Below are 22,654 nucleotides of genomic sequence, written 5' to 3'. Positions count from 1 at the left end.
AGATGAAAACGGCTCAATTAATCGAACAAATTCCTCAAATACCAACCTTTAAAAAATTTGGTAGAGTAACTAGAGTTGTCGGCTTGATGATTGAGTCGCAAGGTCCAGATAGTTCTATTGGTGACGTTTGTAAAATTCATGTAGAAACTTCTAAAAACGGTCATCAAATCATCTTAGCAGAGGTTGTAGGCTTCAAAGATGAAATTGTTGTCTTAATGCCTTTTACCTCTCTTCGAGAAATATCAATTGGCTGCCTAGTCGAAGGTACAGGGGCACCACTTGAGGTAAAAGTAGGTCCCGAGCTAATCGGTAAAGTACTTGATTCCATGGGAAATCCAATAGATGGAACTGTATTACCGAAAGGATTATTGACAGTTCCGACTGAGCAGGACCCACCGAATCCGCTAACACGCCCACCTATTAATGAAAGACTTGAAGTAGGTGTTAAAGCGATTGATGGCATGTTAACAGTTGGTAATGGACAACGTGTTGGTATTTTCGCTGGTTCTGGGGTCGGGAAAAGTACATTGCTCGGTATGATTGCGCGAAATACCCAAGCGGATTTAAACGTAATCGCGCTAATTGGAGAGCGTGGTCGTGAGGTTCGTGAGTTTATAGAGCGTGATTTAGGATCAGAGGGTTTAAGTCGATCTATAGTTGTTGCTGCCACTTCTGATCAGCCTGCATTAATGCGAATTAAAGGAGCCTTTACTGCAACAGCAATTGCCGAATATTTTAGAAACCGCGGCTTAAATGTCATGTTGATGATGGACTCTGTGACCCGTGTTGCTATGGCACAGCGTGAAATCGGTCTTGCAACAGGTGAACCACCAGCTCAAAAAGGATACACACCATCTGTATTTGCGATTTTACCTAAACTATTAGAACGCACAGGTACTAATGAGAAAGGCTCTATTACTGCCTTTTATACAGTATTAGTAGATGGTGATGATATGAATGAGCCAATTGCAGATACTGTGCGAGGGATTTTAGATGGTCATATAGTCCTTGATCGTAACCTTGCCAATAAAGGTCAATATCCAGCTATTAATGTATTAAAAAGCGTCAGCCGTTTAATGAATCATGTGGCAGAGCCGGAGCACAAAAAGGCTGCAGAACGGTTAAGGGAGCTCTATTATACATATGACAAGTCAGAGGATCTAATTAATATTGGTGCTTATAAGAAAGGTACATCAAAAGAAATTGATGAAGCAATTTACTATGAACCTCTCATTACCGCATATTTAAAGCAGGGCTATTTAGATAAAGTGACCCTTGTGGAAAGTATGAATGAGTTAATTTCATTATCGAACGGTGGTGGAAACTAGGATGGTCAGCTATATATATCGTTTTGAAAAAGTGTTAACCATTCGAGAACAGGAAAAAAATGAAACTGAAATTGCCTATAAAGAATCTGTACGTTCTTTTGAAGAGGTAGCAACTAAGCTATTTGATTTGTTAAAAAAGAAAGAAGATTTAATAGAGTTTCAGCAGGAGCGTTTAGCTGTAGGTTCATCAATAGAGGAGGTTCATCACTATGCACGATTTATTGATAGCCTCGAAAAAACAATTGTTGATGTACAGCAGAAAGTTGTTCAAGCTCGTGCAAAAATGAATTGGCACGAAGAAAAATTATTAGAAAAAAACTTGGAAGTACGTAAATTTGAAAAAATGCGAGAAAAAGATTTTAAGGAATTTCAGCAAGAGCAGGATCGTATCGAAAGCATTTTTTTAGATGAGATTTCATTGCTTACGTATAACAAGAGAGAAATCAGGTGATTTCATGGCAAAAACAGACAATCGACTTAAAACAGAATTAGTAGAACAACCGCCTAAACGTAAATCAGGAGGCTTTCGTAAGTTTTTTACGTGGTTTGTAATACCTATCATGTTTGTAGCGGCAGTTCTACTTGTTGTTGCAACCCTTATGAATACGAATGTCTTTGATTTAGGGAAGAAGGCAGTTCAAAGCTTACCATTCGTTCCTTCAGAAGAACAACAAGCAAAAGATGCTGTAGTTAATAATGATTCGAAGGTTGTAAATTTACAAGCTGAAGTACAAGAAAAAGATGCGGAAATCGCTCAGCTGCAAAAGAAAATGGATACGGCAACAACTGAAAAAGAAAAGTTAACAACAGAAAATGAACAGCTGAAATTTGAAATTGAAAAATTAAATAGGGAGCAAAGTGACGTAAAGCGTGACTTTACTGATATTCTAAAAACATTTGATAAGATGTCCCCTAAAGCAGCAGCGCCAGTTCTTATTAAAATGAGCGATACTGAAGCACTCCGTATTTTAACAAACTTAAAACCAGATAAATTAGCAGCGATTCTCGAAAAAATGAGTCCACAAGATGCTGCGAAATATACAGAAATGATGGCTAAGCAATAAGAAAATCTGAAAGGAGGTGAAACAGGATGGATGTGGCGATGATGCAAATGATGTCTAAGGCGATACCAACTAAAACAGCGGCTACAAAACCTGCAACACAAGGCGATTCCAATGTTAAAGCAAATGGATCGTCGAACAAAGAGAATTTAGCAACGTTTGGGTCTGTTTTTGGACAAATTATTTCTTCTTCAAATCAAATGCAGCAGCCTACACAGTCAACAGATACAAAAGATACCTCTGATATGGCGGCAGTTTTAAATGCTGATTCTATAGAAGACGTACTAGACTTACTGGGTATTCCACACGACGATGGCTTGTTAATGCTGCAAATTGGTGATGAAGGCAAAGCTGTTGCTATGGATGAAATGTTAAATCTTGATAACCTAATGGATGCATTAGGGATTGATACCGAGCAACTTCAAAAGTTAGTACAACAGTTGCTAGGGGAGGATAAAGAAGCAAGAGATGTATGGGAGCTTTTAGCACTAGTAGATGCTCAAGCACCGATGCTTCAAACTCAGATCGTAGCAGCTTTACAGGGTGAAGGACAAGTGACACCGAAAGAAGTAGCGCCATTGCTTCAAGTGTTAAAGTTAGCACAGCTAGTTGGACAAAAGACGGACTTAACAGCTTCACAAGAAAAATTGCTAACTAACATAAAGAGTCTTTTGACAACGATGCAAACACAAGTAGAGACAATTCAATCTGAACAGCAAGTAACAACTAAAACAACAATGACACTTCCGTTACAAGGCTTTCAGAAAGTAGTCCAACAAGTCCAAGTTACAAAACAGACAGATACAAGTGCTAATGAAATAGTGACTCCTAATACAGTCCAAACAAAAGCAGACACGTTCCAAGTAACACTGCCAGCGGCAAAACCAGCACAGTCTGAGGCATTTTTAAAAGAGATGCAAGCAATCATCAATAGAGCCCAAATTTCTAATGCACAAGGTATTACACGCTTAACATTGAAATTGTATCCGGAGAATCTAGGAACAATACGTATCGAGCTTGTGCAAAATGACGGTGTCCTCACAGCCCGTCTACTAGCTTCAACAGCTCAGGGACGTGAATTACTTGATAGTCAGGCACATCAATTAAAGCAAGCCTTTGTTCAGCAAAATATTCAAGTTGATCGTCTTGATATTGCTCAATCATTGCAAGACGCTGATCGCCAACAACGCGATCAAAGCTTCTTCAATAATTTCTTTAAGCAACAACAGGAAGATGAGCAGGAGCAAAAAAGCGACGATGACGATGAAGGTAAATCGTTTAGTGACTATTTAATTAATGAGGAGGTGTAAGGATGGCAGATGCAATTACGAATACAAAACCAGTAAATACAAAACCAGTAAATACAAATGTAACGGATGAACTTTATTTTTCCAATTATAAGAAGCCAACGAAGCAGACGGGTAATAGTGATCTAGGAAAGGATGCTTTCTTAAAATTATTAATTACTCAATTACAACACCAAGATCCAACAAATCCAATGGACGATCGAGAATTCATTTCTCAAATGGCACAATTCTCTTCTTTAGAGCAAATGCAAAATATGACAAAAGCGATGGAATCATTACTTGCTTCACAAAAGCAAACACAGCTTATGAATTATACATCATTTGTTGGTAAGGAAGTAAAATGGCATGAGTTAACAGATAAGCTAGATGAAAAAGGCAAACCTGTTATTAATGAAGGAACAGGCACAATTAAATCGGTGAAGTTTGTCGACGGTGATGCGGTGTTTGTACTAACTGATGGTAAGGAATTAACTCCTGGTAATATCTCAGCTATTTTAGGAGGTTCAAGTGATAATGGAGTAACAGAATCTCCACTTGTACAAGCAAGCAAACTAATTGGTAAAAATGTTACGTATATGGAAGGCGAGCAAGAACTAAAAGGACGTATCGTTTCTGTAACAACTAAAGATGGCGTAACGCATTATGTCTTAGACAATGACAAAAAATTAACAGATAAAGAATTTACCGTAATCAGCGAATAAAGGTGGTGAAGAAGGATGGATAAGTTTTCAATTCATCGTGTACCATTGCATCCATCTATTCGCCAGGCACAACCTAAGCCAATAAACGCACAGCAATCGTTTAAAGCTCATTTACAAGAAGCTACCAATCAACAAGAGTTAAAAGTGAGCAAGCATGCGCATGAACGTATTATCGAGCGTAATATAGCGATTTCTGAACAAGAATGGCAGGCTGTATCGGACAAGGTATTTGAAGCGCACTCAAAAGGTGTCAAACAACCATTAGTCTTGATGGAACAAGCAGCTTTAATTGTCAGTGCTAAAAACGCAACTGTCATTACAGCGATGGACCGCACGGAAGCAAAGCAGCAAATATTTACAAATATTGATGGCACAATCGTGCTATAAGGGCTGGACCTTTGAAAGGAAGCCTAGGGTGTGCTGATTGATAGATGCACACAATATAAATGAAGGGAGAACGACATTATGTTACGTTCTATGTATTCAGGTATTTCAGGTCTTAAAAACTTCCAAACAAAGTTAGACGTTATTGGTAATAATATTGCTAACGTTAATACAGTTGGTTTTAAAAAAGGACGTGTTAATTTTAAAGATTTAATGTCTCAAACAACAGCAGGCGCAGCTGGATCTACTGCAACGCGTGGAGGTGTCAACCCAAAACAAGTAGGTTTAGGTTCACAATTAGCTGCTATCGATACTATCCACGGTGGTGGATCCTTACAGGGTACAGGACGTGGACTAGATTTAGCTATTGAAGGCGATGGTTTCTTTATGGTAGCAAATGCTAATGGCGCTCCAGACGCAGATACTGGCTTTATTGATGAAGAAGGTTTCAATAACACGTTATTTACACGTAATGGTATTTTCTACATGGACAACAATGGCTACTTAGTTAATGCAGATGGAAAATATTTAGTTGGTGTAACGGCTGGTAGTGATATTGTTACCGAGAAGGATGATACAGGTATTTTACCGGATGATGCACCAAATGCATCTGGTGATGAAGGTGCTAATTTATTTGATGATGAAGGAGTATTAACACCTGATGATGGTACTGTAGGACCTATTCGCATCCCGACAACAGCTAAAGAGATAAATATTGGACCTGATGGTACTATTACTTATCAAGATTTAAATGGTGATCTACAGTGGGCTGGACAGTTGGTAATGGCTAAATTCCCGAACGCTGGTGGCCTTGCTAAAACAGGGGGCAATTATTATCAACAAACTACAAACTCAGGTGTAGCATATGCACAAGTAGCTACTGTAGCAGGTATGGGCCAAGTTGTTGCGGGTGCTGTAGAAATGTCTAACGTAGACCTTTCAGAAGAATTTACAGAAATGATTGTTGCACAACGTGGTTTCCAATCGAATACGCGTATAATTACAACTTCAGATGAAATTCTTCAAGAGTTAGTAAACTTAAAACGCTAGATTAAATGAATTATTTTTAGTTCTGTCGCTAAGAATATTTAAAAATGCTTCATAAACGCATATATTACTGGGACATCATCCTAGTGAGGCTAGTGTTCAGATTGCAAAAACATAATTTCATATGAGGGAGGGTCGGGCCGGCTCTCGTGCTAGACCCGGCCCTATTTCAATGATTGAACTAACACGTTTAAATGGCAAAGCATTTACATTGAATGCTTTATACATAGAAACGGTCGAATCTTTTCCAGATACGACCATTACATTAACGACTGGAACCAAAATCATTGTTTTACAAAGTGAAGATGAGGTGCGACAAAAGGTAACAGCCTTTTATAAAAATATACAAATACTATCAAACCCGCATCTACGAGGTGAAGAAGATGAAGAATAACAAAATGTTAACGATGATTATCATCGTACTAGTAGCAATCATACTTATCGGGGGTATTTGCTTTGTGTTGTTTACTCAATTTAATAAGCCGGCAAAATCTCTTGAACCAACCATTGATGAAATCGTTGAAGCTTCTGTTGAAATTCCGGAAATTACAACAAATCTAGCTGATAACAAAATTGTACGCTTTTCGTTAAAAATTCAAACATCAAGTAAAGATGCTGCTGCAGAATTAACGAAGCGTGATTTCCAAGTGAAAAATATTGTTATTGAAGAGCTTTCCGAAATGGAGCAAAAAGATTTAGAAGGTAAGCAAGGGAAACAAATTTTCCAAAAATCATTAAAAACAAAAATTAATGAATTGATGCAAGAGGGAGAAGTTCAGGAAGTTTATTTTACCTCCTTCATCACTACCCAATAAAACAGAAACTGCTTGAAATGGAGGTGGGCAAATGGCAGGAGATGTGTTATCTCAATCCGAGATAGATGCGCTGCTTTCCGCAATATCAACCGGGGAAATGTCAGCAGACGACATAAAAAAAGAGGACGAGGGGCGCAAGGTTAAAGTATATGACTTTAAACGAGCACTACGTTTCTCAAAAGATCAAATCCGAAGTTTGACCCGAATACATGAAAATTTTGCACGATTACTGACAACCTTCTTTTCTGCACAGCTGAGAAGCTATGTGCAGATTACTGTTGCATCAGTAGACCAAATACCATTTGAAGAGTTTGTACGTTCGATTCCGAATATGACACTCATTAATGTGTTTGAAGTGCCGCCATTAGATGGTAATATATTGATGGAAATAAATCCGAACATTGCCTACTCGATGTTAGATCGTTTAATGGGCGGTAGTGGGGCGAGTCATAGTAATGTAGATAACTTAACAGAAATTGAAACTAAAATTATGACAAACCTTTTTGAACGTTCATTCGACAATTTACGCGAGGCGTGGGAAAATGTTGCGGAAATTGATCCAATTTTAGTAGAGCTTGAGGTCAACCCTCAATTTTTACAAATGATTTCACCAAATGAAACGGTTGTCGTTATTTCCTTAAACACGATCATCGGTGAGACAAGCGGTATGATTAATATTTGTATTCCGCATGTTGTATTGGAGCCAATTGTTCCAAATCTTTCTGTTCGCTACTGGATGCAGACAAATACAAAAGAGATGTCTCCAGAGCAAACAAAAATGCTTGAAACACGTGTGAAACAAGCAAAACTACCGGTTTCTGTTGAACTAGGTATTACAGACATTACCATTGAGGATTTCCTCACAATGCAAGTTGGGGATGTCATTCAATTAGAACAGAAAATTGAGGATCCACTACTATTAAAAGTTGGAACATTACCGAAATTTACAGTTCAACCAGGAAAGCAAGGCAAAAAATTAGCAATCCAGATTATCGACCCTTTGAAAGGAGGAGACGAAGATGAGTGATGAAATGCTCTCCCAAGAAGAAATTGAAGCGTTATTAAGGGGCGAGACGCTGGAAGATAAAAACAGCGACACTGAAGCTTCAACAAAAGAGGATATTAATGATTTAAAAGTAGAGGATTACCTTGATTCGTTTGCGCAAGATGCGTTAGGTGAGGTAGGAAATATATCATTTGGTAGCTCTGCCACAGCCCTTTCAGCGTTATTAGGTCAAAAAGTAGATATTACTACCCCAAGTATTTCAATGATTAACCGTAATAAATTAGAAGAGGAATTTCCTCATCCTTATGTAGCCGTACAGGTTGAATATACAATCGGGTTAACAGGTATGAATTTACTTGTTATTAAGCAATCCGATGCAGCGATTATTGCTGATTTAATGTTAGGTGGAGATGGCTTAAATCCGAAACCAGACTTAGGTGAAATTCAACTAAGTGCTGTTCAAGAAGCTATGAATCAAATGATGGGTTCTGCAGCCACTTCAATGTCGACAGTATTTAATAAAAAAGTGGATATTTCTCCACCTACTATTGATTTAATGAATATTTCTCAAAATGAAGGACGAGAAAATATTCCTGAAGATGATTTACTCGTAAAAGTATCCTTCAGATTGAAAATTGGTAATTTAATTGATTCGAATCTAATGCAATTATTACCGCTGAAATTTAGCCAAAACATTGTAAAATCTCTATTAGGAGAAACGGAATCAATCGAGGAACCTGTGGCTGCAACAATAGCACCTGAAGCGCCAGTAGCACCGACGCCTGTACAACCACAGGCGTCTATGCAACCACAAGCACCTGTAACACCACCGCCTGTGCAGCCAGTATATCAACAGCAGGCAGCACCTGTGCAGCAACCAATGTATCAAGAGCAACAACAGATTCCACAAGCAACAAGACCTATTCAACCGGTCAATGTTCAACAAGCACAGTTTGCTAGTTTTGATCCAAATGTTATCTCGCAATCTGAAGCTAGAAATTTAAATATGCTACTTGATATTCCATTGCAAGTTACTGTAGAGTTAGGACGTACAAAGCGTTCTGTAAAAGAGATATTAGAACTATCTAGTGGTTCGATTATTGAATTAGATAAATTAGCTGGTGAACCAGTTGATATTTTAGTTAATAGCCGTTTAATCGCTAAGGGTGAAGTCGTTGTTATTGATGAAAACTTCGGTGTCCGTATTACAGATGTTTTAAGTCAAGCAGAGCGTTTAAATAATTTAAGATAGTTTCAATTGGAGGAGTTAACCATGTCTAAAAGAATTTTGATTGTAGACGATGCTGCATTCATGCGCATGATGATCAAGGATATTTTATCGAAAAATGGGTTTGAAGTTGTTGGAGAAGCAGCTGATGGTTTACAGGCTGTTGAAAAGTACAATGAATTAAAGCCAGATTTAGTAACAATGGATATTACAATGCCAGAAATGGACGGTATTGCTGCTCTTAAAGCAATTAAGAGTTCACATCCAAATGCAACTGTAATCATGTGTTCAGCAATGGGACAACAAGCAATGGTAATCGATGCAATTCAAGCTGGTGCGAAAGACTTTATTGTTAAACCTTTCCAAGCTGATCGTGTAATTGAAGCGATTCAAAAAGCTCTAGGATGATCGAATGAAAATGTTAAAATCATTTCGTCAAACGATGATTTTCGCATTTCTTGTATCCTTCCTGTTTTTGTACCCTACAACGACTCCTGTGTATGCAGAATCTAACACAAATTATGTAAACGACTGCATCAAAGGAGATTGCAAAGAAGATAGTACTCCAGCTGCTAAGAAAGATTCAGATATACAAGCGGCTGGAGACATATCTGCGTGGGAATACATAAAAATGGTTTTGGCGCTTATTTTTGTTGTAGCTTTATTTTATGGGTTAATGAAGTTTTTAAATAAGAGAAATTTAAACTTTCAACGTAATCAATTAGTACAAAATTTAGGCGGTTTATCGTTAGGTGCTCAAAAGTCAGTACAACTATTACAAGTAGGTAAAACACTTTATTTAGTGGGGATCGGTGAGGATGTCCAACTATTACGTGAAATTACTGATCCTGAGGAAGTTGCAGCGCTTTTAGCACTTTATAATGAACGACAAGAACTTGCAACAACATCACCGTATATTGCAGAAGTATTTTCTAAGTTTAAGAGAAAAAATAATGAGAGTTCACCAGCACAGCAAAAACAAGGCTCTTTTGGTGAGCTATTTGAAAAAAAGATTTCCGAAATTAAACAGGAGCGCAGTGAAGAACTGGGGAAATGGAAGCAAAAGGAGAATGATGATAAATGAATGATGTATTCAGTGTTTTTTCCAACAGCGATCCTACTAATGTCTCTAGCGCTGTTAAGCTTCTCTTGTTGTTAACAGTTCTATCACTAGCACCAAGTATTTTAATTTTGATGACATCGTTTACGCGTATTGTTATAGTGCTATCGTTTGTTCGTACTGCGTTGGCTACACAGCAAATGCCACCAAACCAGGTCATTGTAGGTCTTGCCTTGTTTTTAACTTTCTTTATCATGGCTCCAACATTTCAAGAGGTCAATAAAGAGGCATTGCAGCCATTATTTTCTGAGAAAATCGGAATTGAAGAAGCGTATGATCGTGCCAGTGTGCCGTTTAAAGAGTTTATGAGTAAGCATACAAGGCAAAAGGATCTTGATTTATTTTTAAAGTATAATAAGGCAGATAAGCCAGCATCTGTAGAAGAAATTCCTCTTACAATGCTAGTACCTGCTTACGCATTGAGTGAGCTTAAAACAGCGTTTCAAATTGGCTTTATGATTTTTATTCCATTCCTAGTAATCGACATGATTGTCGCAAGTACTCTAATGTCGATGGGGATGATGATGTTACCACCGGTTATGATTTCATTGCCGTTTAAGATTTTATTATTTGTACTCGTGGATGGTTGGTATCTAGTGATGAAATCATTACTACAAAGTTTTTAGGGGATGATACAGTATGACAGGTGAATTGGTTATTTCAATTGCAGAGCGTGCCATTATGATTATCCTTCTAACAAGCGGTCCGCTACTATTAGTTGCTTTAATCACTGGTTTAGCGGTAAGTATTTTTCAGGCAACAACATCGATTCAAGAGCAAACATTAGCATTCGTTCCAAAAATCATCGCTGTATTAGCGGCTATCATTTTTTTCGGTCCTTGGATGTTATCACAAGTGACTAGCTATGCGAGAGACATTTTTGAGAATTTAACGCGTTATATAGGGTGAGTAGATGAATGAATTAATCCCGCATTTTACTGTTTTCTTATTAGTACTTGTGCGCGTATCGGCATTTTTTGTCACTGTGCCTTTTTTCTCGTACAGAACGATTCCGCCACAAGTTAAAATAACTCTCGCATTAGTTTTAGCTTGGATGATGTATTATACAATTGACGTCGAACCATTTGTATTTAATGGTGATTACATACTTTTAGTGATGAAAGAAGCGCTCATTGGACTGTTACTCGGTCTAGTAGGCTATATCATCATGTCGGCAATTCAAATTGCCGGAAGCTTTATAGATTTTCAAATGGGTTTTGCCATTGCCAATATTATTGACCCGCAAACAGGTGCACAAAGTCCATTGATAGGACAATTTTTTAATACGCTAGCAATACTCTTTCTACTAGCTATAAATGGACATCATATGATTCTCGATGGAATTTATTATAGTTATCAATTCTTACCGATAAATCAAGGATTTCCTAATTTCGCAAATGACAATTATATAGAGTTTATCATGACAACATTTACGGCTGTTTTTGCGATTGCCTTTCAAATGGCTGCTCCTGTTGTAGCAACTTTATTTTTAGTCGATTTGGCGCTAGGAATCACAGCGAAAACTGTACCACAATTAAATATTTTTGTAGTTGGTTTTCCTATTAAAATTGGAGTTAGTTTTCTAGTGTTATTCACAATGATGGCTGTAATGGTTCAAGTGATACAAAAGCTAATTACCATTATGATTTATGCTATGCGTGACTTTATGGCTATTTTAGGTGGTGGATAAAATGTTGCTACTGCTGGATTTAGATTTACAGTATTTTGCGGGAGAAAAAACGGAAAAGGCGACGCCCAAAAAACGACAAGATGCTCGAAAAAAAGGTCAGGTTGTCAAAAGTCAAGATATTTCCAGTGCGATTGTCATGCTCATGGTATTTATCTTTTTATACTTCTTTGCAGGTTCACTGCGAGACGATCTTTTAGCTTTTTTTAGGCAAACTTTTATTCATAACATACGCGTAGAATCGCTAACAATTGATAGTGTGATGCGCCTATTTACAGAAACATTAGCGCAAATGGCTTTTGTTATTGTTCCAATTATGGGAATTGCATTTGTTGGAGCATTGGCAGGGAACTTTCTACAATTCGGTTTTCTATTTACATTAGAGCCGATGAAGTTTGATTTAAAAAAAATGGACCCGATTAAAGGGTTGAAAAAAATATTTTCTGTTAAAGCCATTATAGAGCTTCTAAAGTCAGTATTAAAGATTGGCTTCATCGGTGGCGTTACGACAATTATAGTTTGGACGAATTTACCAGAAGTTTTGGCGTTATCCTTTAAAAGCCCATGGATAACTCTTATTACAGTGGGTAAGCTTGTTGGTATCATGGGGATTGCTGCTTCTCTCGTCCTACTTTGTGTATCCCTTTTAGACTGGATGTATCAAAAACATGATTACGAAAAAAATCTTAAAATGTCTAAGCAAGATATTAAAGATGAATATAAAAATAGTGAGGGCGATCCGCTGATAAAATCGAAAATCAAGCAACGCCAACGCGAAATGGCGATGCGTCGAATGATGTCAGAGATTCCAAACGCCGATGTTGTCATAACAAACCCAACTCACTATGCGATTGCCCTCAAATATGATGAGGAAAATATGGATGCCCCACGCATCGTTGCTAAGGGTACGGACTTTATCGCTCAAAAAATTAAACTGATTGCAAAAGAACATGATGTGATTATGGTTGAAAACAGGCCATTAGCACGAGCAATGTACGATCAAGTAGAAATCGGCGATCAAGTACCAGAAGAGTTTTTCAAAGCAATAGCAGAAGTGCTTGCTTATGTTTATCGAATTAAGCGGAAAATTTAAAGCTTTTTGTAGGAGGGACACAAATGAAAGTTCGCGATATAGGGGTTTTAGGTGCGGTTATTTTAATCGTTGCGATGCTCATCATCCCTCTTCCTCCGTGGATGTTAAGTTTCTTAATCGTCATTAATATTACATTAGGATTAATAGTACTGTTAACAGCAATGAGTATGAAGGAAGCGTTAGACTTTTCTATTTTCCCCTCAGTTATTTTATTGTTAACTTTGTTCCGACTCGGACTGAGCGTTTCTACAACACGTGCCATTTTAGCTAAAGGTGATGCTGGTGCTGTTGTTGAAACGTTTGGTGACTTTGTAGTCGGTGGGAATGTACTAGTAGGTTTAGTTGTATTCTTAATTCTTGTGTTAATTCAGTTTATCGTTATTACAAAAGGAGCGGAGCGTGTAGCAGAAGTAGCAGCACGTTTTACACTTGATGCGATGCCGGGTAAACAAATGAGTATTGATGCTGACTTAAATGCAGGAGTTATTTCTGAACGGGAAGCACGTGAACGACGCGATAAAGTAGCGGGTGAAGCGGACTTCTACGGAGCGATGGATGGTGCCACAAAATTCGTAAAAGGGGATGCCATTGCCTCAATGGTCATGGTTATTATCAACTTATTATTTGGTATCATCATCGGTGTTGTGCAGATGGGTCTTCCATTTGCAGATGCAGCAAATCGTTTTTCTAAGTTAACGGTTGGGGATGGTATTGTATCGCAAATTCCTGCACTATTGATATCTACAGCGACAGGGATTGTTGTAACACGTGCATCCTCTAAAGGTAGTCTTGGTGAAGATATTACAGGACAGCTTTTTGCTCAAGCGAAACTGCTTTATGTAGCTGGTGGAACAATACTTTTACTTGGATTTTTCACACCTATACCTCTCTGGATAACAATTCCAATTGGTGGTTCACTAATTGCTGGTGCTTATATGATGGATCATAAAAAACCAGAGGATGAAGAAGAATTACTTGAAATTGAGGAAGAAGTGGCAACTGACGGCATGAAGAGCCCTGAAAACGTTGTGAATTTATTAAATGTGGACCCAATCGAGTTTGAATTTGGCTATGGTTTAATACCGTTAGTAGATGCTGCTCAAGGTGGCGATTTATTAGATCGAGTCATTATGATACGTCGACAGTTAGCATTAGAATTAGGGATTGTCATTCCGGTTGTCCGTATTCGCGATAATATTCAATTACAACCAAATGAATACCGAATTAAAATAAAGGGTAATGAAATGGCGCGTGGTGAACTTCTGCTTGATCATTATTTAGCAATGAGTCCAGGAGATGATGATTCCATCGAAGGAATTGACACGGTTGAACCGTCATTTGGCCTACCTGCAAAATGGATTACTGAGCAAGTTAAAGAGGATGCCGAAATGTTCGGTTACACAGTTGTTGACCCACCGAGCGTTGTGTCGACTCACTTAACGGAAATGATTCGTGCAAATGCTTATGAATTACTCGGTCGTCAAGAGACGAAGCAGTTAATTGATCATTTACGTGAAACGCATCCAATTTTAGTCGAAGAATTGACGCCTACACCGTTATCGACTGGGGAAATTCAAAAAGTACTGGGTAAACTTCTACGAGAAAATGTTTCAGTCCGAAACTTACCAATTATTTTCGAGACGCTAGCAGACTATGCAAAGTTAACGAGCGATACCGATATATTAACTGAGTATGTCCGTCAATCATTGGCACGTCAGATTACTTCTCAATACGTAGGGGATAGCACATCATTAAAGGTCATAACTGTTTCGGGTAAAGTAGAGAAAATGATTGCTGATAGTATTCAACAAACTGATCACGGAAATTACTTAGCGATGGATCCACAAGATTCTCAAACTGTCTTGGAGACTATTGCTGCAGAAGTAGAACGCGTTTCCTTTATGGAGCAATCTGCTATTATCTTATGCTCTCCAGCAGTTCGTATGTATTTACGTCAACTAACGGAGCGTTATTTCCCGCAAATTCCAGTTCTATCATACAATGAACTTGATGCTACAGTTGAAATTCAAAGTGTTGGGGTGGTGAATGTTGAATGAAAATGAAAAAATATTATGCATCCTCCATACCAGAAGCGATGAAGCTTGTGCGTGCTGAATTAGGTGAGGACGCTGTCATTTTGAATTCAAAAGTAGTGATTACAAAAAAGTTTTTTGGAATCATTAAAAAGAAAAGTTTTGAGGTTGTTGCAGGGATTGATTCAATGGAGCCAAGTAATGCGGCTCCAACACCTGCAGTTTTACCTATAACAACACCTAAAAAAGAAAATGTAAGGTTACAAGAGATTACGAATGCTGTGCAAGCTAAAGTACACCCAGTACAGCCACAGAATGATGTGCCCTTACATGAGGAAACTGGCATTTCTGAAGATTTGAGGAAGGAAATTGCAGATTTAAAATCTTTAATGCATTCCATGCATAAGAAGACTATCCAAGATCAATATCCCGATGAACTCTTACCCTTCATTGAATACTTAAGACAGCAGGAGCTAAGTGAGGAGCTCATCACAACGATTGGTGATGAGCTTTTTACTCATTTCAAAGAAGCGTCAGAAATCAATTTTTCTCAATGTAAGATGATTACGAAAAATTTATTGCGCAAAGAACTAGAGAATCTCCCAGTCAGGGGCTTATCCTATGAAAAAAAATATATTAATGTTTTAGGTCCAACAGGTGTCGGAAAGACTACGACCATTGCTAAAATGGCAGCTAGAGCAGTTTTAGAAAAAAAGAAAAAAATAGGATTTATCACGACAGATACTTACCGTATTGCCGCAATTGAGCAATTAAAGACGTATGCTGGACTGTTACAAGCTCCTGTCGAAATTGCCTATAATGCAACAGATTTTGAACAAGCAATCCACCGATTGGCCCATTTAGATTTAGTGTTTATAGATACAGCAGGCCGCAATTATAAAGAGGTAAAATATGTAGACGATTTACAGCGTCTCATAAAGTTTGATGATCAAGCAGAGTCCTTCTTAGTACTTGCTATGACAACGAAAGAAAAGGACATGGCAAACATAGTAGAGCAATTTAAGCAATTACCAGTTGAAAAATTCATTTTTACAAAGATTGATGAAACAAATTCTATTGGCACAATGATTAATTTAATGATTAAATATAATAAAGGACTTGCTTACTACACGAATGGTCAAGAAGTACCAGAAGATATTGAAGAAGCTGATCTAGAAGCAGTACTAAATTTATTTTTTCAAGGTGAAGAAAAATGAGAGACCAAGCTGAAACATTACGCTTGAAAATGTTGGGGCAGCAGGGCGAATTAGGTAGGGCAATTGCGGTTGTAAGCGGCAAAGGTGGGGTTGGTAAAAGTAACTTCACTATGAATTTTGCAACTACATTGGCCAATAAAGGGAAAAAAGTTGTCATCGTTGATATGGATATTGGTATGGGCAATATCAATATTTTAATTGGAAAAAATGTTTCTTATAGTTTAAAAGATTACTTGGAAGGAAATAAGTTACTAGATGAGGTAATATTTGAAGGTCCTTACGATTTACAGTATATTTCAGGTGGTTCTGGTATGTCGGGCGTCTTAGAATGGTCACAGGAACTGTTTGAACGACTCATTCTTGCATTTGAGCAGCTTCAAAAAAACTTTGATTACATCTTATTTGATATGGGAGCAGGGGCTACTAGCTGGTCATTAGATTTACTAGCCTCAATAGAAGAAATCATTGTTTTATCAACAGCTGAGCCAACTTCTATAACAGATGCATATTCAATGATGAAATACATTCATATGCGAGATCCGGACAAGCAGTTTTATATACTCTGTAACCGTGCTTATAGTAAAGAAGAAGGACTGGAAACCAATGAACGCCTAAAGCGTACGATGAAACGTTTTTTGGACAAAGAGGTTACGATATTAGGCTCATTACCTGAAGATTCTGTTGTGCGTAAGGCTGTGCGTGAGCAAGTACCTTTTTCACTTGCCTATCCAGACGCACTTATTACAAAGACACTTCAACTTATAGTGGCGCGTTTTATGGAACACCGTGCGGAGGAAGTTCATGCACATGATCAGTCAGCGGGTAAATTCTTAACTAAATTAAGAAGTATTTTTTCGAAAGGACGTGATTAATTGGACTTTTTACATAAAAGCAAGCTATTAGTTGTTGATGATTCTGCTTTTATGAGAAAGCTAATTAGTGACTTTTTTGTTGGCAACTCGAAGGTTGAAGTAGTTGGAACAGCACGAAATGGGAAAGATGCGATAAAAAAGATTCAATCATTGCAGCCAACAGTTGTGACAATGGATATTGAGATGCCTGAAATGAATGGGCTTGATGCTCTAAAAGAAATTATGACGATATGTCCAGTACCTGTTGTTATGCTCTCTAGTACTACTCAACGAGGAGCAGAAAATGCCTTATCAGCAATTGAATTTGGGGCAGTAGATTTTGTCGCGAAGCCTAGTGGAACGATTTCTCTTGATTTACATAAAATCCAAACCGAACTTGTCCACAAGGTTGAACAAGCATCATTGGTACCTATTTCAAAATTAAAGAAACCTTCTGGTAGTAAAAGACAACAAGAACAGACATTAAAAGCGAGTACCATTAGAAGAGAATCACTTAGTGAAGGCAGAGTGGCTCCTCCAGTCAATGTTTTTCCGACAAGGGCAGAACTATCAAAGCCACATGTGGAATGGAGTAAAGTAGGTCGGAAAATTGTACTGATAGGTACTTCCACTGGCGGACCTAGAGCATTACAAGAAGTAATTACAAAAATCCCAAAATCAATTCAAGCACCAATTTTAATTGTCCAGCATATGCCAGCAGGATTTACAAAATCTCTTGCTACTCGTCTGGATCAATTGAGTGAGATTGCGGTAAAGGAAGCTGAGCAAGGAGATATTCTCCAAAACGGAGTGGCGTATATTGCACCTGGTGGGTATCATTTAAAACTTAGAAAAGTAGGTACCTCCTTTGGCATAGTCCTTGATAATAATGAACCACCTAGATTTGGACATCGCCCTTCTGTAGATGTGATGTTTGAAGATGTGAGCCAATTTACAGATTTTGATAAAGTGGCAGTTATTATGACAGGTATGGGCCATGACGGCTCTAACGGACTAAAAGCACTAAAAAGTACTGGAAATGTGATTGCAATCGCTGAGTCAGCTGAAACTTGCATAGTGTATGGTATGCCGAAAGCGGCAGTGGAAACGCAACTTGTCGATGAAGTAGCAGATGTAGATGATATTGCACAAACAATAATGAAATATTTGCCTTAAAGGGGTGTCCTCTTATGGAAGTCAATCAATATTTAGAGATGTTTATTGAAGAAAGTAAAGACCATTTACAAGCATGTAGTGAACATTTATTAGAACTAGAAAAAAATCCAGATGATTTGGCGATTGTTGGAGAAATTTTCCGCTCTGCACATACATTAAAAGGTATGTCTGCGACAATGGGCTTTGAAGATTTAGCGGACTTAACTCATAAAATGGAAAATGTGTTGGATGCGATCCGAAACGAGAAAATCCATGTTTCTCCTGAAATTTTAGATGTTGTCTTTGAGTCTGTAGACCATCTAGAAGAAATGGTGATGGACATTGCGAATGGTGGAGATGGAAAACGTGATGTATCTTCTACTGTTGCTCAATTAAAGCGTATTGAATTAGGTGAGGAAGCGGCTCCTGAAGTAGTAGGAACTACTGAGACTCCAGCTACTGCTGTAGCAAGTATGTTAGAGTATGACGGCTTCGAACAAACAGTTATTTCACAATCTACTGAGCAAGGTTTCAATGCATTTGAAATTTCAGTGAAATTACGTGAGGACTGTCTTTTAAAAGCAGCACGAGTATTTATGGTGTTCGAGATTTTAGAAAAAGATGGGGAAGTTATTAAATCAAATCCATCAGTAGAAAAGCTTGAAGACGGACAGTTCGACCAACAATTTTACGTAGCTTTCGTAACAAAAGAATCTGCTGAAGATATGCAGAAAAAGATTATGAGAGTTTCAGAAGTTGAAGAAGTGATTGTCGCAACTATTGAGACACCAACTACTGCTGTAGCAAGTGTTTTAGAGTATGACGGCTTTGAACAAACCGTTATTTCACAATCAGCTGAACAAGGTTTCAATGCATTCGAAATTTCAGTGAAATTACGTGAGGACTGTCTTTTGAAAGCAGCACGTGTATTTATGGTGTTTGAAATATTGGAAAAAGATGGGGATGTCATTAAATCAAATCCATCAGTAGAAAAGCTTGAAGACGAACAGTTCGATCAACAATTTTACGTAGCCTTCGTAACAAAAGAATCTGCTGAAGATATGCAGAAAAAGATTATGAAAGTTTCTGAAGTCGAAGAAGTGATTGTCGCAACGATCGAACAAAAGCAACATAGTGAAAAAGAACAAGCAATGCAAGAAGTAGTGGCAACAGCAACGGTAGAAGTTGGGGCTCAACCTGCTACTGCACCTAAAACAAATACTGCAGCACCTACACCTGCATCTGCAAAGGCAGCGGCTCCTGCTAAGGCTGATAAAAGCCATGCGCCTGTTGGTAATAAAACAATTCGTGTGAATATCGAGCGACTTGATATATTAATGAACTTATTTGAAGAGCTTGTTATAGATCGAGGACGACTACAGTCTATTGCAACTGAGGTTAACCATGGAGAGTTAAATGAAACAGTAGAACGCATGAGCCGTGTCATGGGTGACTTACAAACGATTATTTTAACGATGCGTATGGTTCCAGTTGAAACAGTATTCAATCGCTTCCCGAAAATGATTCGTCAGTTATCTCGTGATCTAAACAAGAAAATTAACCTCGAAATTATTGGTGCTGAAACAGAACTAGATCGTACAGTAATCGATGAAATTGGGGATCCTCTTGTTCATTTAATTCGTAATTCTGTTGACCACGGTATTGAAAATCCTACGGCTCGTCTTGCTAAAGGTAAACCAGAAGAAGGAACAGTTGTACTGCGTGCTTATCATAGTGGTAACTATGTCTTTATTGAAATTGAAGATGATGGAGCAGGTATTAACCGTGAAAAAGTACTTGCGAAAGCTATTTCTAAAGGCATTGTTACACAAGAACAATCATATGCAATGTCAGATAAACAAATCAATGAGCTTATTTTAGCTTCTGGTTTCTCAACGGCAGATGTTATTTCTGACGTATCAGGCCGAGGCGTTGGATTAGACGTTGTTAAAACAACAATAGAATCATTGGGTGGAAATATTTCAATTGAATCTACACAAGATGTAGGCTCAGTATTCTCCATTCAATTACCACTGACATTATCGATTATTTCTGTCATGCTAGTAGAAATCGAAAAAGAAATTTATGCAATTCCACTTTCATCAATTATTGAAACTTCAATTATCCGTTCATCAGAAATTATGAATGCGCATAATCAAAAAGTAATCGACTTCCGTGGCAAAGTAGTACCACTAGTATTCTTAGAAGAAATCTTTGAGGTACCACGCAAAGAACTACAGGATGACGAATTCCATTCAGTGGTCATCGTTCGAAAAGGTGAAAAGCTTGCTGGTTTAGTTGTGGATTCATTCATTGGCCAACAAGAAATTGTGCTGAAATCATTAGGAAATTACTTAACGAATATCTTTGCAATTTCAGGTGCAACAATTTTAGGTAACGGGAAAGTAGCCTTAATTGTGGATTGTAACGCACTTATTAAATAAGGTGAATGAATAAGAGAGGTGTAAACAATGACAAACGTAGTGGAACAAGAAAGTATTAAAGTAATTGTTTTTCAATTAGCAGATAAAGAATATGCGATTCCGGTGTCACATGTACAAGGGATTGAAAAACTAATGCATATTACACGTGTACCGAAAACGGCGAAATATGTAAAAGGTGTTATTAACCTACGCGGTGTCGTAACGCCAATTGTGGATTTACGTGAACGATTTGAATTACCTGTCTCTGAGCATGAAGAAACAACACGTATTATCATTATTTCATTAGAAGATATGGAAGTAGGTTTCGTCGTAGACTCTGCAAATGATGTGTTAGACATCCCAGCTGACTCAATTGAACCACAGCCCGAAGTGGTAGGTTCACTGGAAGAAGAGTTTATTTCAGGAGTGGCTAAAATAGATAAACGATTATTAATTTTATTGCATTTAGAGAAAGTACTAAATCCACTAAAGTAGGGATCGATAATGACATATAATCAAAAGATTACATCACTACATTTAGATGTATTGAAGGAAATTGGTAATATAGGTGCTGCACATGCTGCGACTGCACTTTCCAATTTACTTGCTAAAAAAATTGATATGCGAGTACCAAAGGTTGAAATGGTGTCATTTAATGACATGATGGAGCTTGCTGGAGGATCTGAAAATGTCGTAGTTGGGATCTATCTACGCATTGAAGGTGATGCTGAAGGTAGTATGTTCTTTATCCTGCCAATTGAACAAGCAAATCGTTTTATTCGTCGTCTCATATTTGATGAATCATTCGACTTTAAAAAACGGCCTGTTTCAGAGTTAGGTTTATCAGCTATGCAGGAAATGGGTAATATTTTATCTGGCTCTTATTTATCGGCGTTATCTGACTTTACAAATTTAAAAATTTACCCAACTGTGCCAGGACTAAGTGTGGACATGTTTGGTGCTATTATTAGTATTGGCTTGATTGAATTATCACACGTTAGCGATAATGTTATCGTAATAAACACATCCATTTTTGAAGACGGTGTAGAGGATCAGGAAACAGTAAGAGGGCATTTCTTCTTATTACCAGATCCAGACTCATTTGATGCTATTTTTAAAGCATTAGGAGTTTCTTAGATGATACTAAACAGTAGTAATGGGCAAGTTATCAAAGTTGGAATTGCACAAATGGATGTAGTAAAGTTACCAAATACGATAAGAACATCAGGTCTTGGATCTTGTGTAGGTGTTATCTTATATGATGAATCAAAAAAAATTGCTGGTTTAATACATGTGATGTTGCCGGATTCGAGTTTAGGTAGACAAGAGTCAATAAATGTGGCTAAATTTGCTGACACAGGCATTGCGGCAATGATTGACTTATTAAAGTTAGAAGGCGTTCAAAAATTCAAACTAAAGGCAAAAATTGCGGGTGGTGCGCAGATGTTTCAATTCACTTCAGATAAAGACTCGATGCGCATCGGGCCACGTAATGTAGAAGCTGTGAAGCATGAGCTAAAGCGTCATGGAATTCGTTTAGTTGCCGAAGACACGGGTGGTAATAGTGGTAGAACAATTGAATTTAATCCTGCGACTTCGGCATTACATATTCGAACGGTTAACCAAGGAGTGAGCGAAATATAATGTTTGGTTCTATTTTTTATAACCTATGGGGAGCGTTAATAGCCTTTTCTATATATTTTTTTAGTACATTTCTAAAACCTTATACACCACTACGTATTATCATAGGGTCATTTGTGGCGGGAATATTTGTGTTTTTCGTCATGTATATTGTAAGGTTTTTAATTGCCTACGTTTTATTTACACCAGAGGGCGATGAAGAAGTCGTTGAAGGTGAGCATGAAGAAAATGAATCCGACAATCACGAGGAAGAAAATCAAGAAACACCAACGGCCAACTCTGCCGTTGAGTTTCAAGATGAAAGCTCAGATGAAATTGCTCAGGTTGTACGAACGATGATGAATCGTGAGGATGATCCGCAAGTAAATAATGCTTAAAAAAGGAGTCGCGAGTAGCGGCTCTTTTTTATAGTTATCTTAATTCTTTTGCATTAGTAAGTTTTGACTATATCCATTAAAAAATGCCCGACACATAAATGTAAAGAATCTGTGATAGAGTAGGAGAAACAAATGAAATTATAGTCGATTTTTGTTATAATATAGGAAAGAATTACAGAA

At 37.8% G+C, this 22,654-nt stretch carries 26 protein-coding genes; all 26 read left to right on the top strand.

Going from position 1 to position 22,654, the window contains the following annotated elements; translation table 11 throughout:
• Nucleotides 1-2: 2 nt before the first annotated feature.
• Complete coding sequence (gene fliI / locus ACIQLB_RS03685) at nucleotides 3-1,328, top strand: flagellar protein export ATPase FliI (protein ID WP_400721037.1); 1,326 nt, start codon at nucleotides 3-5, stop codon at nucleotides 1,326-1,328.
• A gap of 1 nt (nucleotide 1,329) precedes the next feature.
• Nucleotides 1,330-1,779, top strand: coding sequence for a flagellar export protein FliJ (gene fliJ, locus ACIQLB_RS03680; RefSeq protein ID WP_400721034.1), 450 nt, complete (start codon nucleotides 1,330-1,332; stop codon nucleotides 1,777-1,779).
• A gap of 4 nt (nucleotides 1,780-1,783) precedes the next feature.
• Nucleotides 1,784-2,392 (top strand): MotE family protein, encoded by a 609-nt coding sequence (locus ACIQLB_RS03675; protein WP_400721031.1) that lies wholly within the window; start codon nucleotides 1,784-1,786, stop codon nucleotides 2,390-2,392.
• A 26-nt stretch (nucleotides 2,393-2,418) separates the two neighbouring features.
• Nucleotides 2,419-3,699: a flagellar hook-length control protein FliK gene (locus ACIQLB_RS03670; protein WP_400721028.1), complete on the top strand. Its 1,281-nt coding sequence runs from the start codon at nucleotides 2,419-2,421 to the stop codon at nucleotides 3,697-3,699.
• Nucleotides 3,700-3,701: 2 nt separating this feature from the next.
• Nucleotides 3,702-4,397: a flagellar hook assembly protein FlgD gene (gene flgD / locus ACIQLB_RS03665; RefSeq protein ID WP_400721025.1), complete on the top strand. Its 696-nt coding sequence runs from the start codon at nucleotides 3,702-3,704 to the stop codon at nucleotides 4,395-4,397.
• Nucleotides 4,398-4,412: 15 nt separating this feature from the next.
• On the top strand, nucleotides 4,413-4,784 hold the full coding sequence (locus ACIQLB_RS03660) for a TIGR02530 family flagellar biosynthesis protein (RefSeq protein ID WP_400721022.1): 372 nt from the start codon (nucleotides 4,413-4,415) through the stop codon (nucleotides 4,782-4,784).
• Nucleotides 4,785-4,862: 78 nt separating this feature from the next.
• Nucleotides 4,863-5,831 (top strand): flagellar basal body rod protein FlgG, encoded by a 969-nt coding sequence (gene flgG / locus ACIQLB_RS03655; RefSeq protein ID WP_400721019.1) that lies wholly within the window; start codon nucleotides 4,863-4,865, stop codon nucleotides 5,829-5,831.
• Between the two features lie 169 nt (nucleotides 5,832-6,000).
• Nucleotides 6,001-6,222: a flagellar FlbD family protein gene (locus tag ACIQLB_RS03650; protein WP_049668748.1), complete on the top strand. Its 222-nt coding sequence runs from the start codon at nucleotides 6,001-6,003 to the stop codon at nucleotides 6,220-6,222.
• Nucleotides 6,212-6,643 carry a flagellar basal body-associated protein FliL gene (gene fliL, locus ACIQLB_RS03645; RefSeq protein ID WP_400721014.1) on the top strand — a complete coding sequence of 144 codons (432 nt, stop codon included), beginning with the start codon at nucleotides 6,212-6,214 and terminating at the stop codon, nucleotides 6,641-6,643. Before ACIQLB_RS03650 ends, fliL begins: the two co-directional genes overlap by 11 nt.
• A 31-nt stretch (nucleotides 6,644-6,674) precedes the next feature.
• Nucleotides 6,675-7,670, top strand: coding sequence for a flagellar motor switch protein FliM (gene fliM, locus ACIQLB_RS03640; RefSeq protein ID WP_400721012.1), 996 nt, complete (start codon nucleotides 6,675-6,677; stop codon nucleotides 7,668-7,670).
• Nucleotides 7,663-8,901, top strand: coding sequence for a flagellar motor switch phosphatase FliY (gene fliY / locus ACIQLB_RS03635; RefSeq protein ID WP_400721009.1), 1,239 nt, complete (start codon nucleotides 7,663-7,665; stop codon nucleotides 8,899-8,901). The genes fliM and fliY overlap by 8 nt, the downstream gene beginning before the upstream one ends.
• Nucleotides 8,902-8,922: 21 nt before the next feature.
• Complete coding sequence (locus ACIQLB_RS03630; RefSeq protein WP_400721006.1) at nucleotides 8,923-9,285, top strand: response regulator; 363 nt, start codon at nucleotides 8,923-8,925, stop codon at nucleotides 9,283-9,285.
• Between the two features lie 4 nt (nucleotides 9,286-9,289).
• Nucleotides 9,290-9,961 carry a flagellar biosynthetic protein FliO gene (locus tag ACIQLB_RS03625; RefSeq protein WP_400721003.1) on the top strand — a complete coding sequence of 224 codons (672 nt, stop codon included), beginning with the start codon at nucleotides 9,290-9,292 and terminating at the stop codon, nucleotides 9,959-9,961.
• On the top strand, nucleotides 9,958-10,623 hold the full coding sequence (fliP, locus tag ACIQLB_RS03620) for a flagellar type III secretion system pore protein FliP (protein ID WP_400721000.1): 666 nt from the start codon (nucleotides 9,958-9,960) through the stop codon (nucleotides 10,621-10,623). Before ACIQLB_RS03625 ends, fliP begins: the two co-directional genes overlap by 4 nt.
• A gap of 13 nt (nucleotides 10,624-10,636) precedes the next feature.
• Nucleotides 10,637-10,906, top strand: a complete 270-nt coding sequence (gene fliQ, locus ACIQLB_RS03615; protein WP_400720997.1) for a flagellar biosynthesis protein FliQ — start codon at nucleotides 10,637-10,639, stop codon at nucleotides 10,904-10,906.
• Nucleotides 10,907-10,910: 4 nt separating this feature from the next.
• Nucleotides 10,911-11,687 carry a flagellar biosynthetic protein FliR gene (gene fliR, locus ACIQLB_RS03610; RefSeq protein ID WP_400720995.1) on the top strand — a complete coding sequence of 259 codons (777 nt, stop codon included), beginning with the start codon at nucleotides 10,911-10,913 and terminating at the stop codon, nucleotides 11,685-11,687.
• A 1-nt stretch (nucleotide 11,688) separates the two neighbouring features.
• Nucleotides 11,689-12,777, top strand: a complete 1,089-nt coding sequence (flhB, locus tag ACIQLB_RS03605; protein ID WP_400720992.1) for a flagellar biosynthesis protein FlhB — start codon at nucleotides 11,689-11,691, stop codon at nucleotides 12,775-12,777.
• Nucleotides 12,778-12,800: 23 nt separating this feature from the next.
• A complete protein-coding gene (gene flhA, locus ACIQLB_RS03600) occupies nucleotides 12,801-14,834 on the top strand; it encodes a flagellar biosynthesis protein FlhA (protein WP_400720989.1) in 2,034 nt (677 codons plus the stop codon).
• Nucleotides 14,831-16,027 carry a flagellar biosynthesis GTPase FlhF gene (flhF, locus tag ACIQLB_RS03595; protein WP_400720987.1) on the top strand — a complete coding sequence of 399 codons (1,197 nt, stop codon included), beginning with the start codon at nucleotides 14,831-14,833 and terminating at the stop codon, nucleotides 16,025-16,027. Before flhA ends, flhF begins: the two co-directional genes overlap by 4 nt.
• On the top strand, nucleotides 16,024-16,899 hold the full coding sequence (locus ACIQLB_RS03590; protein WP_400720984.1) for a MinD/ParA family protein: 876 nt from the start codon (nucleotides 16,024-16,026) through the stop codon (nucleotides 16,897-16,899). Before flhF ends, ACIQLB_RS03590 begins: the two co-directional genes overlap by 4 nt.
• A complete protein-coding gene (locus ACIQLB_RS03585) occupies nucleotides 16,900-18,054 on the top strand; it encodes a protein-glutamate methylesterase/protein-glutamine glutaminase (RefSeq protein ID WP_400720981.1) in 1,155 nt (384 codons plus the stop codon).
• 14 nt (nucleotides 18,055-18,068) lie between these two features.
• Complete coding sequence (locus ACIQLB_RS03580) at nucleotides 18,069-20,477, top strand: chemotaxis protein CheW (RefSeq protein ID WP_400720979.1); 2,409 nt, start codon at nucleotides 18,069-18,071, stop codon at nucleotides 20,475-20,477.
• Nucleotides 20,478-20,504: 27 nt separating this feature from the next.
• Nucleotides 20,505-20,951 (top strand): chemotaxis protein CheW, encoded by a 447-nt coding sequence (locus tag ACIQLB_RS03575; protein WP_400720976.1) that lies wholly within the window; start codon nucleotides 20,505-20,507, stop codon nucleotides 20,949-20,951.
• A gap of 9 nt (nucleotides 20,952-20,960) precedes the next feature.
• Entirely contained in the window at nucleotides 20,961-21,593 is a 633-nt protein-coding gene (locus ACIQLB_RS03570) for a chemotaxis protein CheC (protein ID WP_400720973.1), read from the top strand.
• On the top strand, nucleotides 21,594-22,100 hold the full coding sequence (locus tag ACIQLB_RS03565; protein WP_400720971.1) for a chemotaxis protein CheD: 507 nt from the start codon (nucleotides 21,594-21,596) through the stop codon (nucleotides 22,098-22,100). It abuts the gene before it with no gap.
• Entirely contained in the window at nucleotides 22,100-22,474 is a 375-nt protein-coding gene (locus tag ACIQLB_RS03560) for a hypothetical protein (RefSeq protein ID WP_400720968.1), read from the top strand. The genes ACIQLB_RS03565 and ACIQLB_RS03560 overlap by 1 nt, the downstream gene beginning before the upstream one ends.
• The last annotated feature ends 180 nt before the right edge of the window (nucleotides 22,475-22,654 follow it).

This window comes from Lysinibacillus sp. NPDC092081 (assembly GCF_044755845.1).
GTDB lineage: Bacteria > Bacillota > Bacilli > Bacillales_A > Planococcaceae > Lysinibacillus.
Note: the sequence above shows the minus strand (reverse complement) of the source record. Positions and strands in the feature narration are given on the sequence as shown.